Source organism: Bacillus sp. 22483, assembly GCF_052044605.1.
Taxonomy (GTDB): Bacteria; Bacillota; Bacilli; order Bacillales; family Bacillaceae; genus Bacillus; species Bacillus altitudinis.
In genome coordinates this window covers 103,059-118,166 of sequence record NZ_JBQENU010000010.1, presented here as the reverse complement: position 1 = coordinate 118,166, position 15,108 = coordinate 103,059, and the positions used below count along the sequence as shown (strand labels likewise).

At 39.9% G+C, this 15,108-nt stretch carries 10 protein-coding genes and 1 riboswitch; of the genes, 1 reads left to right on the top strand and 9 read right to left on the bottom strand.

The window, feature by feature from the left end:
* The 9 genes from ACTJJQ_RS14985 to topB form a co-directional block, all read right to left on the bottom strand.
* Positions 1-297 (bottom strand): T7SS effector LXG polymorphic toxin (locus ACTJJQ_RS14985; RefSeq protein ID WP_440600344.1); only part of this gene is annotated, 297 nt, incomplete at its 3' end.
* Positions 298-490: 193 nt separating this feature from the next.
* Positions 491-2,212 (bottom strand): pyruvate oxidase, encoded by a 1,722-nt coding sequence (locus tag ACTJJQ_RS14980; protein ID WP_017366647.1) that lies wholly within the window; start codon positions 2,210-2,212, stop codon positions 491-493.
* Between the two features lie 70 nt (positions 2,213-2,282).
* Positions 2,283-4,109, bottom strand: a complete 1,827-nt coding sequence (locus ACTJJQ_RS14975; RefSeq protein ID WP_007498061.1) for an APC family permease — start codon at positions 4,107-4,109, stop codon at positions 2,283-2,285.
* A gap of 113 nt (positions 4,110-4,222) precedes the next feature.
* A riboswitch (cyclic di-AMP (ydaO/yuaA leader) is annotated at positions 4,223-4,370 on the bottom strand.
* A 66-nt stretch (positions 4,371-4,436) separates the two neighbouring features.
* Complete coding sequence (locus tag ACTJJQ_RS14970; protein WP_440600343.1) at positions 4,437-6,518, bottom strand: cellulose biosynthesis cyclic di-GMP-binding regulatory protein BcsB; 2,082 nt, start codon at positions 6,516-6,518, stop codon at positions 4,437-4,439.
* A 4-nt stretch (positions 6,519-6,522) separates the two neighbouring features.
* On the bottom strand, positions 6,523-7,746 hold the full coding sequence (locus ACTJJQ_RS14965) for a glycosyltransferase family 2 protein (RefSeq protein WP_428828968.1): 1,224 nt from the start codon (positions 7,744-7,746) through the stop codon (positions 6,523-6,525).
* A gap of 37 nt (positions 7,747-7,783) precedes the next feature.
* Positions 7,784-9,499, bottom strand: a complete 1,716-nt coding sequence (locus ACTJJQ_RS14960) for a DUF2334 domain-containing protein (RefSeq protein ID WP_440600342.1) — start codon at positions 9,497-9,499, stop codon at positions 7,784-7,786.
* Positions 9,489-10,340, bottom strand: a complete 852-nt coding sequence (locus ACTJJQ_RS14955; RefSeq protein ID WP_017366643.1) for a GGDEF domain-containing protein — start codon at positions 10,338-10,340, stop codon at positions 9,489-9,491. The genes ACTJJQ_RS14960 and ACTJJQ_RS14955 overlap by 11 nt, the downstream gene beginning before the upstream one ends.
* A complete protein-coding gene (locus tag ACTJJQ_RS14950; RefSeq protein ID WP_411230600.1) occupies positions 10,321-11,403 on the bottom strand; it encodes a glycosyl hydrolase family 8 in 1,083 nt (360 codons plus the stop codon). Before ACTJJQ_RS14950 ends, ACTJJQ_RS14955 begins: the two co-directional genes overlap by 20 nt.
* Before the next feature lie 197 nt (positions 11,404-11,600).
* The gene (topB, locus tag ACTJJQ_RS14945) at positions 11,601-13,787 is read right to left on the bottom strand and encodes a DNA topoisomerase III (RefSeq protein WP_041091165.1); all 2,187 of its coding nucleotides are present in this window, start codon (positions 13,785-13,787) and stop codon (positions 11,601-11,603) included.
* Positions 13,788-13,970: 183 nt separating this feature from the next.
* Here topB and ACTJJQ_RS14940 point away from each other — a divergent pair, with 183 nt between their 5' ends.
* Positions 13,971-15,107 (top strand): hypothetical protein, encoded by a 1,137-nt coding sequence (locus ACTJJQ_RS14940; protein WP_035390410.1) that lies wholly within the window; start codon positions 13,971-13,973, stop codon positions 15,105-15,107.
* The last annotated feature ends 1 nt before the right edge of the window (position 15,108 follow it).

The window sequence follows — 15,108 nt, the reverse complement described above, 5'->3', positions numbered from 1 at the left end:
GTGTTCTTCTACAAAGGTATCGCCGCCAAAGTTTGTATCATCAAGCGTTCCAGAAACACCTTCATGAAAGGCTTTTTGCTTATCAATAAAGCTGATGAACATGTCCACATTTCCTGCGAGCTCTTTGTAGAAGCTTTTAATATTATCGGCACCTTTTCCAGTGAAGTCATCACCTAGATTCGCCACGCCCTGTAGCGCTTTTTTTAAATCAACCATTTCTTCACGGAGTGCCTGATAGTGTTTCGCCCTTGTATCCATGGCACTGGTTAGTGCTTTTGCATCAAGTATCTTACCCAGAAAAATCCACTCCCTCCATTATTGATCATAAAGTCTATTTTACCTTTCTCATCGAATTGGAAAAATAGGCTTTAAGTTACAAAAATCCAGTCTGTATATTTTTATACAAAAGAAAACAAGTGACAATTGAAATGTTTTTCCTTGTTCAACAAAAAAGTCAGTCCCCCTAATTGGAGGACCGACTACCTGCTGTTTAGAAAAAACGTTTAAGGCTTTTCTTAAGTGGAGGGATATCCAGCTCACCTTTTTCAAAGAATTTTTTCAATAAATATTTACTAAAGCCCGCTGCTTGTGTGTAAGTGATTTTACCAGGTAACGGTGGTTCATTGGACACCGCAACATCAATGATCACAGGTTTCTCAGCTTGAAGTGCTTGATCAAAGGCTGGTGCTAGTTCTTCATGTGATGACACCGAGATTCCTTTACCACCGCATGCTTCTGCAAATTTTGCAAAATCAATATCTTCCAGCTCTATACCATAGTTGATGTTGCCTTTTACCTGTTGTTCATATTCAATCATACCAAGGTTGTTGTTGTTTAAGATCACAACGACAATTGGCAGTTTATATTTTACCGCCGTCACAAAATCTTGCATCACCATTGTGAAGCCTCCGTCACCACAGACAGCAATGGCTTGGCGGTTTGGTTCGTTTAATTTAGCTGATATTGCGCCAGGTAAACCACAGCCCATTGTGGCAAGCCAGCTGGAAATAATGAAATCCTGCTGTTTCATTTGGAAATGACGTGCCATCCATACCGTCACATTACCGACATCAACTGAAAGAATGGCATCATCATCTACCGCTTCTTCTAATCTAGCGATGACTTGCTGCGGTTTAAGCGGTGATGTGGCAATAGATTTTTCCTTATCCATTTCTTCTCGCCACTTCATCATATGCTCTGTACAAGCTTCAAGGAAACCGCGCTGCTCTTTATATTCAATATAAGAGGTTAGTTCATGAAGACCATTTTTACTGTCACTTACAATCCCCACTTCTACTGGATATCTTTTACCGATCTGATCCGATTTGATATCCAATTGAATGGCAGGTGTGTCTTCCGGTAAGTAATCCCTATATGGGAAGGAGGTTCCAAGCATGATTAATAAATCGCACTCTTCCATCGCTTCATATGCAGGCTTCGTCCCGATCTGACCTAGGTTCCCTAAAAAGTATGGATGCCTGTCTGGAACAACACCTTTTGCAGGAAGTGTAATGACGATCGGTGCAGCTGCCTTTTCTGCAAACGAAAGAAGCTCTTCTTTTGCATTTCTTAATCCTTTTCCTGCTAAGATGACCGGCTTCTTCGCATTGTTAATGAGTTGAGCAGCCTTTAGCAGTTGATCTTTCTTCGGCCGCACGTCTCCCTCTATGTAAAGAGGAGATGTATAAACAGGACTCCGCTTAATTTTCTGAGAAAATAAATCATCTGAAACAGTGAGAACCGCCACCCCTTTATGGGTATAAGCAGCTTTGATGGCTTGATTCAATAAGTCAGGCAGAGCTTCTGCTGTTTGTACTTGCTGATTAAAGACAGCAACATCGTCAAACATCCGCTCTAATTTGATTTCTTGAAATGCATCTCTGCCTACTTCAGTTGAGGCAACCTGCCCTGCAATCGCTAATACAGGTGCACCATCCGCTTTTGCATCGTATAGTCCATTTAATAAGTGGACAGCACCTGGCCCAGCAATTGATAAACAAACACCAAGTTTGCCTGTTAGTTTCGCATCAGCTGCTGCTGAAAGTGCTGCCACTTCTTCATGTCTTGTTTGTATAAATTGAATTTTGCTTGATTCATGCCTTAGTTCTTCGATTAATTCGTTAATACTGTCGCCGGGCATTCCATAAATATGTTTCACGCCCCACTCTTCCAGTAGCGCTGTTACTTCTTTTCCTGCGGTTCTTTGCGGCATGTGAGAAAACTCCTTTTTTCTTACTCCATACCACCGCACCCTTTTGATCAAACGTTTCAACTTGCTCTTGCTACTTTTTAAAGTGATATGGAAGAGTGGCGACAACAATATCCCGTTTCCATAATAAACGGAATCTTAATAAGAAAGCAGATTGATTGTGCAAAATGGTGTGCCATCTTTTTTTCGGAATAAATTGAGGGACGAGCACCATCACTCTATATTGATGTGCATTTGCTTTCGCTTCAATCGTTTCAAGAAATTTATCAAGCGGGTGAATGAGACTTCGATAAGACGAATGTAAAATCACAAGACGCACATCACTATTCAGCTTTTCCCAATCAGCTTCAATTTTCTTGTCTTTCTCTTTATCAAACGATACATGAACCGCTATGACCTGGTCTGATAAGGATTTTGCATATTGCACAGATTGTTCGACGACACGTGTGACACCTGCTATTGGGACGATGACCACATTTCCTTTGATTTCGACAGGCTCGGTTTCATTCAATAAACGCAATTGTTCTCCAACAGACAGATAATGTTTCTTAATAGAATGAAAAATAAATAGAACAATTGGCATGAAAACAAATACTGGCCATACAAGGTGAAACTTGGTCAAAATGAGAATCATGAAAACCGTAAATGAAATAAGTGCTCCCACGATATTGATAGGCATTTTCACTTTCCATCCCTGTGGTTTTTCACGAATCCACTTTACACACATACCTGTCTGAGACAAGGTAAATGGAATAAACACACCGACAGCATAAAGTGGAATGAGGTGTTCTGTTTTCCCATCAAATAGCCAAATGAGCAGCATAGAAGCAACACCTAAAAAGATAATGCCATTGGAATAACCGAGTCGATCTCCTCTCACTGTAAACATACGCGGCATATATTTATCTTTTGCTAAGTTAACAGCCAATAATGGAAAAGCTGAAAAACCTGTGTTTGCCGCTAATATTAAAATTAAAGCTGTGACAGCCTGAATGACATAGTAGAAAAACGTCCGTCCAAATGTGTCTGATGCAATTTGTGACACAACCGTTTCTTCTGGCTTTGGCGAGATGCCAAAACCAAACGCAAGCAATGTCACTCCTACAAATAGAACGGCCAGTAATCCCCCCATCATCAATAAAGTTCTCGCTGCATTTTGTGCAGCTGGTTTTTTAAAGGATGGAATTGTATTAGAAATCGCTTCAACACCAGTTAAAGCAGAACAGCCAGACGAAAATGCCTTTAATAAAAGAAATAACGTGATGCCTGATACATGTGTGCCAAATGCTGTATGTTCAGGTGCTGGCGGCACTTGCCCTGTTAATAGTTTAAACCCGCCCACTCCAATTAAAATGAGCAATGAAAAGACAAATAGGTACACAGGATAAGCCAAAATAGATGCCGACTCTGTCAGTCCACGAAGGTTTAACACCATAATCACTAGAACTAATACGATTGAGATCATGACATGATATGGATATAGAGCTGGAAAAGCCGATGTGATCGCATCGGTCCCAGCAGAAATGCTCACTGCTACGGTTAAAATGTAATCGACGAGTAATGATCCACCAGCAACCAGCCCTGGTTTTTCACCTAAGTTTCTGCTGGAGACGACATACGCCCCGCCGCCTTCTGGATAAGCATAAATAATCTGGCGGTAAGATAGAATTAACGCCATTAAAAGGATTAATACACAACCTGCAATCGGGAGTGAGTACCAAAACGCTGCCGCACTGACAACTGATAATACAATCAAGATTTGTTCTGTACCGTATGCGACTGACGACAATGCGTCTGATGACAATAATGCCAAAGCTTTGATTTTTGATAGTTTTTGTTCTCCTGCTGCCTGTGATTTTAATGGTTTACCAATTAAAATACGCTTCATCAAACTGTACATGTGTTGCCCGCTCCTTTAGTGTCAAACGATTTGAGTTACAAAATTTTGGATCGCCAAAAAGACACAGAGGCAATAGAATGCCCCTGTGCCTATTGTTTAGATCACAGGTTGGTCTTTGCTCTCTTTAACGCTTACGAGGTTAGCTGACGGATTCGGGCGCATGAGATTTTGCCCTACCTTAAAAGGATTCACCCCACGTGGTGTTTTATACCACCACAATTGGTTCCCCCGCTCATCGAAATGATTCAGCGATTGGTCTTTTATAAAAGAGATCATACTCCCGTTTGACACCAAAGTAAAGAGATTTTTTCAAGGTCTTTTGATCGTTTAGAACTCAGTCTTTTTACGGTTTTTTCGTACGAAATAGACAATCATCACAAGCACAAAAAGGATGAGTGCAGCGATACACGCAAAGTAAATCCAAGACTCGCTGCTGCTTTGTTTTTCACTTGTTTTCAGACTGCTCGATGTGCTGCTGACGGATTGATGATTAGAAAACACGCCTTTGTTTTTACTCTCTATTGCAACTGTTGCTTTTTCTGTATTTGTTTGAAGAAATTGCATCACTTCATTTGACACGTTAGCTTCAGCTGCAGTCATTCCTGAAAAGACTGTCATTATCTGTTCTTTATTCCAAACAGATGGCTGCGTCCATACAATTCGAGCCGTTGTTTCGTTGATCATGCCGAAAGAAGATACATCATACTGATCCTTTTTCACCGGAACAATGAGCTCAGCCACTTTTTCTTTCAGAAGAGAGAATGTTTGAATGCCTCCGATGAAAATGAGAGGGTGATTTTTCAATTGTTCATTTGTGACTTGAGAAGCTTTCATTAAATGATATTGAGCTACTTCTGGCTGACTAAAAGATTCCGTCAACATGGCCATTTGATTGATTGTTTCACGTTTGATTTGATCTGGTATGATGATCAATGTATTTTTCGAAGTGAACGGGAGCGGCCATGCGGCTAAATCTGGCTTTTCACTCATTGTTCCTTCTGGTATTTGAAGAGAGCTATTTTTGTCAATGAATATCCAGCCTTCTTCATCTGTATGTCTGCAGGATTCCATGTTTTTAAAACCACTTGTGACAAATTGCAAATCAATATATTCATTTTTTTGAAGTATCTTTGAATCTACTGGAATCGAGACATGATAGAATCCATTCGCATCTTTGTTGCCTAGTTTTGTTAATGGTACGTCGTGCGGTTCGTCATTGATCATAACAGTTAACCGTTCTGTTTTGCTTGCTGCTGTATCAGATTTTTTGAATGAAAGATTGAGCTTTGCACCTGATTTTTGGTTAGCCAGTAGCGCTTTCGGATAATAGTAGTGGTCGGATGCCGTCTTGTTGGTCCCAACCGTGACATCCTCTCCGCCAAAATCTTTCAAACGAATCTTGTGAGATGGTTTAGACGTTTGAGCTGCAGTCTTTTGAATCAGTAAGTCCGTTCCAGTCAGTTGACCCGTTAATTCTGACTGAGTCAGAACATTGATTTTTTCAGCAATTGTCACAGGTTTTTCCGCTGTCACAAATAAAATGGGCTGTTCTGTTTTCTTTGCTGTCAAAGTTCTCATCGCTAATGTAAGATGACTGCTTTTCGTTTTAATTCCTGCACCTTGTTCAATCGTTTTCATCCGTCCATCCCAGCTTCCTTTAGCTCCCACAGCAATCGTTGGGTGCGTCACTTGCTTGATGTCCTTTTCTTGGATCAGTTTGATCTCTTTTTGGCGATCTTTGTTTTTCAACGTACGGTATACTTTGATGGCTGCTTCTAATTCAGCTCCATCCGGTGAATTAGGAATTACAATGTCTGTCTGTTCTTTCTGATCACCCGTTTGAATAAAAGGTGATGGAAAGTTGTCTAATGCGAGGTCTTTCTTTTGAATTCCTTTGAATACAAGTTCACTTTCAGGATACACTTTTAGCCAATTAGCAGGTGTCTCTTGGTTGATACACACGCCTTCTTTTAAGACACCATAAAATGCGACCTGAATGCGGTGAGTACCTTTTTTCAATTGTGCTTTGTTCAACTTGATTTGAATCGACTTCTTCTGGTTTTTCCCTGATACAGGGATGGTCTTTTCGATCTCTCCATCAATCATAACAGTGAATGAAGAAGGTGAAATCAATAATGGTGAAGCCTCTATATTTAACGTCAATGTGCTTGACTCTGTTTTTTCCTGATCCACTTGATAGGTAAATTCAGTGCGGTCTTCTTGTCCATATAAGGTCACTACGTCTTCTGATAGATGCTGCGTTTTTGTTTTGCTTTCTTTTGAAGGTTGAACCCAATCATCTTTGACTTGAACTCGGTTGGATTGCGCCATTGCTTGACCTGCCATGAAAAAAGGCTGGATCGCTAAGGATAATCCTAATATATAAATCAACCATTTTAACGATTTCAATATGTCACCCGCTTTTCTTTTGTTGTTGATTGTAACGCTCGGTTTTGTACCATTTCACTTCTTGTTTCAATAATCGGCTTTTCGCCTCTACACATAAGGAGTACACAACAAGCGCAATCCATACTTGGGAGTAGGTAAAGTACATGAGAATCACAATGAGAATGTTTTGTTTGGTCAGCTCTGTTTTCTCTATGCTTAACGTAATCATCACTTCTGTTAAAAAGAGGAAGAAGGCTAAGCCCCATAGAATGAGTGCCACAGCTCCCACAGATAAGTGAAGATCAACGAATAAGTTTACGATAAAAATGCCATTGGAGAGCAGTACACCAAAGAAAAATAAGAAATACGTAAAGAAAAAATAAAATAAATCGAAAATCATTCGTTTTCGTTTTAATTTCATAAACTGCCTTAAAAATTTAAGCACAACATATTGGTTGCCTCTAGCCCAGCGTGTTCTCTGCCGCCACCAGACTTTCCATGTTTCAGGCTCTTGTTCCCATGTAATCGCAGCAGGAAAGAACCGAATCACATAGCCCAGGTTATACACACGAATCGTTAATTCAGTGTCTTCAGCTAGTGCATGGACATCCCAGCCGCCAAGCTCTTCTAAAATGTGCCGGCGGATCGCAAAGTTGGTGCCTGGTATTGTCGCAATGCCAAACCATTTCCATCTCCCGCCTTGCGCCATCCACTGGAAGCAGATCGTTTCTATGTTAATGAATTTTGTCAGGAGGTTTTTGGCTGCATTGATGACCCTGAATTTCCCGACAACAGCACCTGCTTTAGGATCATTCAATAATCCAAGAACCAAATGGTAGACGGCTTTCTTTTCAGGCATATTATCTGCATCGTATACACAAATAACGTCTCCTGTCGAAGCCTTCAAGCCTTCATTCAGTGCAGTAGATTTCCCCTTCCCTGCAAATGGCGGCTTTGTTTCAATTATATGGACATGATCGTATTGCTCACTAAATGATTGCACAATCTCCCCTGTACAATCAGAGGAATTGTCATTAATCACAATGATTTCAAGAAGGTGTTTGGGATAGGATAACTGGACCATGGCTTTTAGCGTCTGCCGAATGACCACTTCTTCATTATGTGCTGGAATGAGAATGCTGACGGTCGGCAGATCTTTCCCTTGTTTCGTCCATTTAGGCAGCACTTTTTCGTAAGTTAAATAGTGCTGAAAGCCTCCCTGCATCAGAAACATATGATATAGGAGCATGATCCAAATCAGTATTAATGATAGGTAAAATAAGATATCAGCCACCTGATTTTCTCTCCTTAAAGATCCGTTTTTTCATCGTCAGCCTTAAATACAATGTGTAAAAAGCAAATGCCACAATAAAGAGCAGCACCACCATTGTGAGCATTCGAAGCATATTTTCCATCCCGCTTCGTTTGTTTGTTTTTGGTTCAGCTATATTGGATTGCTCTATTTGAATATGTCCATTTCCTGTTGTTTTGATCTGGACATGCGGGGTTTCAACAGTCTGTTTTGTTTTCTTTAAATCTAGCCATTCACTAGAAGGGATCGCATCCATTTGTGTGATTAACTCTTGCAGCCCATCTATCCCCGCTTCCACATCATAGGACAGCCCAATGGCGGCGGATTGGATATGCTGCATGGATTGAATTGTCTGCTCAGCCAGTATGTTTGCACCTTCTTGGCCAGACGCTGTATCTATAGACTGTTCAGGATATAAAGTCATGCCATGAAGCATGGCGGGTGTCGACAAAAACGGTGATGCACTTCTTGTTTTCCATGTACGGTCTGAGAGCTGCACCTGTCCAAATAGACTGGACACATGGCGGGAAATCACTTCATAGCCTTGCAGGGATATGGCGTCATTCGGCACTTCAAATGCAAGTGGATATAACCCCTGCTGCGTGAGCAGTTCAATGCCTTTTGTCAGCTTTTCTTCTGTATAGATGGCTTCTTGATGTTGATTGGATTTGATATACACATTAAAATCTTTTTCATTCGGAAAAAAGCTTTTGTTCAGCTGCTGATCAGCTTTCTCTGGTTCATTTGACGTAACGGGCTGATCGTACTTTACATCCCAAAATTCAAAGCCTTTACCCGACTCCTGCATTCGATACGTACGGCTAAACCCATGAAGAACGACACTAGCTCCATTGCTTTGCAATTGTTTTAACACGTGGACAAGTTTAGGTCGGTCACTCAGCGTCACTTCATCCCCTGTTGCTGGATCAATCCATATAGGGGTCACCGCCAGCAGAAAAGGGATATGGCGAGCTGTTACGTATCGTCCAAGTTCAAGTAACTTCTTCTCATCCGTGACGGGGTTAATCTTCCCAAGCTGTAAGTACTTTGTCTTCGTCTGACTAGAAGCCGGCAGGAGACTTTCAAGCACCTCTGCAAGTAGCTTGTCGTGCTGAAGGATATTTAGCATTCCGACATATGCCGCACCTTCTTTTGTTTGAATCACAAATGGCTGTTCAGCTTGATTTTTCTTCAATAAGAATTTACGTTGCAGATCTGTCCCTTGAACCGTCTGAGCTGTGATTCCTCTCTCTAGCTGACGGTATTCTTGATCATCAGTATCTTTGATTTGACTGATGTGATCTTGTTTGTGAAAAGTAAGCTTCGAGAATGGACGAAGCTGTTCCGCATTGTATCCTATTGCGACTAAACGTTTTGATTCGTTTATGAGACGTACGGTTTGTGCTTTCAACGTTCTCTTTTCTTCACCTATATAGATAACTTGCTGAAAGTCATTGAGGTTCTTTTCAGTTATTTGTTCATCAGATAAAATGGTCGTTCGTGTGGAAAAATGCCCCACAAGTACATCAAGCATATGAACAGTTGGAGTTGCCTCACCTGATTGTGTGGAATAGACGATGAGGGTCCTGAACTCTTTCTCAAGTGCACCAGCTGATGTACTGTCTTTGATCGAAAGCATAGAGAAAAGAACGAATAACAAACAACATTTCGTCAAAACATTAAAGTTCATTCATCATCATCTCGTTTTCTAGTTCTTCTAAAAATTGCTCTGGTGTCCGATAATCCGAGCTGCTTGTTAAATGACAGACATGAAAAGTTAAGGTCACTTCACGACCATTTAGCAGGACATGCGTTTGCAGTTTATCCTTTAGCTTTTCAAGAACGATCGAGACGTTTTCTGCAGGTGTGTGAGTGAGCAGCAGCCCGATTCGTTCTTCGGATAATCGAAATTTCTTATCGGTTTCTCTCACACTTTCGCGAATCTTCATACTGAGTTGCTGGAAAAGATGCTGCATTTCTTTTTCTCCATATAATGTTTTGAATTCCGCTGAGTAGTGCATATGAAGAAGGATAAAGACGAATGGCTGTTTGTATCGTTCTGCTCGTTTCATTTCCTCAGACAATTCGAGCCTCATCCGCTCTGCATTGTCAAAGCCTGTGGTTGAGTCAATCGCTACAAATTGTTTGATGGCCCTCTTTTGTTGTTCAATGGTGTAACGCATCGTTTTTATTCGCTCATGCACGTTTCCAGCAGAAATAGCAAAAAAGAGAAGCGCCACGCCCCATATCACGACATCTTGCAACGTTTGATTAGAAAAGAGTGAATTTGTGTGACCAAGCTCTGTAAAGAACATCCCGCTTCCTATAAAGAACAAAATCAACAAAGTAAAAACCAATGCTGGCAAAATACCAAATAAAATGCCGCATCCTATCACGACAAATGTGAGTGTGATGATCATGACACTCTCCGCATCACGTCCATTCAAGTAGCCCATAAATAAAATGAGTCCCGCAAACGTGAGGAGCAACGTATAATACGTGCGATAGGTGTTACTGAATAACCTTTTCATTTAGAAGCTCCCTTTCTGCAATTAGAGGCAATAAATTATCAAATGAGTGTGTATCTTTTTCGTTCATATAGCCTCCGTAATAAGGCTTGAGAGGATCTTGGATTTGCAGCTCTTTCATTCGGTGATAGACGTCTTTTGCAAAATCATCTTCTCCTTGTTTGAGTGCATATAAGATCACCAGTGCATAGACTGAAGGCGATTCATACGTCACTGCTGGCTGTAATGTGCTCAGTTTATATCGTCCATACAGTTTTCCTTCCTTTTGGAAGTTGGTTTTCAGCCATTTCATGATGACTGATGTATCAACCTGTGCACGTTCGGCATAAAGAGCCGTATAAAGCTGGTCGATCAAGTTGATTTCCTGATCAAATGAGTAGACTTTCTTCGCTATGTCATAGGATTTTGGAAAAAATCCTTTTTGTCTCGGTGCATTTTGTAGAATGGCCAATTGGCTGTTCATCATTTGTTCTGTGAATAGGTGGAGGGATACTAGTTCTTTGATTGCTTTTGGGTCAATATATGAAAGTGTGATTGTATGTGAAGTTTGCTTTGTCGATGCATCATAATAGTCGGTCAACATACCCTTGAACATGTTTTTGTCTTTTAACGCTTTTGCGATTTTTTTGGCTGTGGTTTGATACACTGACTTCTGCCACAATTGATCTGCTTTTTGAAGTGCTGTTACTACACGTAAGTCATCAACTAAAGCATTGACTTTGCTTTTTTGATGAGATTCGATTTGCCAGCTAAGAAGATCATGTTCCAGTAAGAATTGAGTGCGCAGGACGTCTACCTGTTGATCAAAAGATGTTTGATCTTTTTTTCTAACAAGATAATCCATCCAAAGTCCGAGCGATTCCGATAAGTAAGTAGGCTGCTCCGCAAGCGAGGTGCGAATCATGCCTTGATCTGTCATTAAGTGGTGAGTCATAAAGTACTCTCCTGACAATACTGGCTTTGCAGGTTCTGGTTGAGCTGAATGTTGCTGCTGTTTCCAGGTACATCCGCCTAGTAGAATGACAATGAGTATAGCGATAGCTGTACGATATATGGGTGTATCCATTCGTGTCCCCTTTCAATCCTTGTTCTCTCTAAGCATCTAACGATTTATTATAGAGCGTTTCTGTTTAAATGAAAATAAATATTTTATACCAAATTACGAGTCTTTTCGCTTACATATTCCCATTTACAGAAAAACAACATGTCAAAATACTCTAAAAAACAAAAAACCCATGCGAATTCACATGGGTTTTTACACAACTATTGATCTAATTTTAGTTTCTTCAATTGTTCTGCAAGTGCGTTATTGATTGGTTCTTCCACTTTCTTTTGTTTCTTCATATATTTGGACACATCGTGCTTACTGGCTCGTTTTTGATTGGATTGTGATTTGCGTTTTTCGAAAACAGACAGTTTCTCTCTATGACCACAAACACAGGCAAATATTTTGCCATCGCCTTCCCCGCGCAGCTCAAGCTTTTTATGACAGTTCGGGCAGCGTGCATTTGTTTTCTTTGCCACATTTTTTCGATGTCCGCATTCTCTATCCTGACAAACAAGCATGGTGCCGTTTTTCCCGTTCACTTTTAACATGAGTTTTCCGCAGTCAGGGCAATGTGTGCCTGTCATGTTGTCATGCTTAAAGGTTTGGTTCGTTTGTTTGATTTCAGATACGGCTTGTTTTGCATATGACTTCATTTCACTCATGAATTGAGAAGCTTTCAATTGGCCTTTCGCAATTTTAGACAGCTTTTGTTCCCATTCCGCTGTTAACGCAGGTGACTTTAAATCTTCAGGTACTAAAGAAAGAAGCTGCTTCCCTTTCGATGTGATGAAGATGTCTTTGCCTTTTTTCTCAATTAAGAAGCTGTTAAACAGTTTCTCAATGATATCAGCTCTTGTGGCCACTGTCCCCAATCCACCCGTTTCGCCAAGGGTTTTCACTAAGTCTTTTTCCTTGTTCTCCATAAATGCAGACGGGTTCTCCATGGCAGATAAAAGGGTCGCTTCGTTAAAACGAGCAGGAGGTTTCGTTTCGCCTTTTGTCTCTTTTAATTGGCGTACGTCAAGTGACTGCCCCTCTGTTAATGCCGGCAAGTGCTGATCTGCTTCGGCTGATTCCTCGTCTTCATAGGAATCATCGTACACGGCTTTCCAACCGGCTGATTGCACAATTTTCCCTTTCGCTGTGAATGTCTCACTGCCGATCTTGGCGATCACTGTTGTTTCCTCATATTCAAAGGGGGTCATCAGTACAGCGAGGAATCGCTTGGCAATCAGGTCATATAATTTACGCTCTTTATCGCTTAATGCACCTGGATACAGCTCTTCCTCGGTTGGAATGATCGCATGGTGATCTGACACTTTGGCGTCGTTGACAAAACCTTTATGCGCTTTAATGCCTGATTGTAAAATGCGATTCACATGCTGCGCGTAAGGTCTAACGTTCATTCCTTTGAGTCGATCTTTTAATGTAGGCACGATATCTGCCGAAATGAAACGTGAATCCGTACGCGGGTATGTGACGAGCTTATGCTGCTCATACAGACGCTGAAGTGTAGACAGTGTTTCTTTTGCTGAAAAACCGTAGCGTTTATGGGCATCACGCTGCAGCTCTGTCAAGTCATACAATCCTGGAGCAAAGGCTTTTTTCGCTGTTTTTTTCAGTGCATCAATTACTGCAGGTTTTCCTTTACAGGCTGCCAAGCGCTCCTTCACTACATCCTCTTGGAATGTACGGTTTTGTTTTGTCTTTGCATCCTGCCAAGTCAGCGTCAGTCCGTCTACTTGTGCAGTCAGCCCAAAGAACGGCTTCGGCTGGAATTGCTGAATGTCTTCCTCTCGCTTGGCGATCATAGCAATCGTTGGCGTTTGCACACGTCCACAGGATAACTGCGCATTGAACTTCGTTGTCAGCGCTCTTGTTGCGTTGATGCCGACAATCCAGTCTGCCTCTGCACGCGCAACCGCCGAGCGATACAAGTTATCATACTCTCTGCCGTCTTTTAATCGTTTGAACCCTTCTTGAATAGCTTTGTCTGTAACAGACGAAATCCATAGACGTTTTAGAGGCTTTTTCACATGTGCTTTTTCAAGAATCCACCTTGCCACAAGCTCCCCTTCACGTCCAGCATCTGTTGCGATGACAATGTCTTTTACATCTTTTCTCGCCAGCTGCGCTTTAACCGCTTGGAACTGCTTCCCTGTCTTTTTCATCACGACAAGCTTGAGTGGTTCTGGAATAATGGGTAAATCCTCTAGGCGCCAGGATTGAAATTCTTTCCCGTAGCCTTCTGGATCAGCTAGTGTGACCAAATGGCCAAGCGCCCATGTCACAATGTATTGATCTCCTTCTAAAAAGCCATTTCCTTTTTTATGACACTTCAGCACACGTGCAAGGTCACGTCCTACTGAAGGTTTCTCTGCTAACACAACTGTTTTTGACACGAAATTTCACATCTCTTTCTTCTATCCATCCTTTTATTATAGCAGACGTGGAGATGCGGTTCTAATGACGGATTATTTCTTCAATCGTTTGATGATTTCGTTTTAGATTGTCCTATATAGTTATTGGTACACACCTTCACAAATGTTATTATTAGTATAAAAAGAAAAAATTAAGGAGAACGAATGCAAACTGTTTGGACCTATATCACTAAAGTTAGTATAAAACAAGGTTTGAATTTATCTTTAGTCTATTATATTTTGATAAGTTTACTTAGTTCCATACATATTATGATATTTAAACTATCATTTTTTCTCATCCCATTATTTTGGATTTTAAAAACCATATCTCTCTATATATCAACAGTTAAACTTAAGCACCTAGATATTACTGATGAGAACTTTAAAGTAGACCGTCAAATCCGAGGTCAAATTATAATGTTAATATCTATAATTTTTATTTTAGTAGAAATAACCATTGGTTTGAATTTCAATATATTCTATCATTTTTGGAATAGTATCCATGGAATTTCTTTGCTTTCTTTTAGTTTTTGCTTAATTCTAATCGGTTTATCAATATATCACAATAATTTTTATATTAGATTTTTAGGGATTATTAGCACTACATTTTTCGGATTTTTCGGTTTGATTTTTTTAATCCTTTCAGTTTTAACGTTTGTTATAACTCTTTTTTCATTTTCCACAAACAATAATGCATATAATCACCTTATGAAATTCATATCAACTTTCAAAAATGAAAACCTTATTATTGTTTCTTATATTCTTAATGAGAAATATATTTTTGTTTTTATTATAATAACTATATATTCTGTAATATTTCTTTTAATAATTATTATATTTCACCCACCATATCAACTGGATCAATTAAGCAATGTACTTAAATTAAGTAATATTGTCATTTCATTAGTAACTATATCTATTTTTTTCCATGTGAGTATTAGTTTCTCTGGGCCTTCATTATTAGAACAAAAACAAGTTGCATTGAAATTAGTAGAAAAAGAAAAAATATACTTCGATGAGATAAATATATATATAAAGAATTTTTCAAAAGCTAATCTTATTAATCTCGCTACAATTTTATTTACACCTTACATCGTTTCACTTTTAGTTACAAATTTCTTTTTGGATTTGAAGAAAAATCTAGCTAAGAAAAAATCCTCGAAAATTTTAAGTGAATGTATTCACTTAGGTATTTGTTATAAAAATGAAGATATACAAAGCAAAAAATATTTTTTCTATGCAGGAGATAAAAACGCTTGGTTACTATATAACACTCTATATAACACACTTTCAAAAAAATAAA

Coding starts and splice junctions, on each gene's coding strand:
- ACTJJQ_RS14975 (WP_007498061.1), bottom strand. CDS start 4,109: ATGTACAGTTTGATGAAGCGTATTTTAATTGGTAAACCATTAAAATCA.
- ACTJJQ_RS14955 (WP_017366643.1), bottom strand. CDS start 10,340: ATGAAAAGGTTATTCAGTAACACCTATCGCACGTATTATACGTTGCTC.
- ACTJJQ_RS14960 (WP_440600342.1), bottom strand. CDS start 9,499: ATGAACTTTAATGTTTTGACGAAATGTTGTTTGTTATTCGTTCTTTTC.
- ACTJJQ_RS14950 (WP_411230600.1), bottom strand. CDS start 11,403: ATGGATACACCCATATATCGTACAGCTATCGCTATACTCATTGTCATT.
- ACTJJQ_RS14965 (WP_428828968.1), bottom strand. CDS start 7,746: ATGCTCCTATATCATATGTTTCTGATGCAGGGAGGCTTTCAGCACTAT.
- ACTJJQ_RS14980 (WP_017366647.1), bottom strand. CDS start 2,212: ATGCCGCAAAGAACCGCAGGAAAAGAAGTAACAGCGCTACTGGAAGAG.
- ACTJJQ_RS14940 (WP_035390410.1), top strand. CDS start 13,971: ATGCAAACTGTTTGGACCTATATCACTAAAGTTAGTATAAAACAAGGT.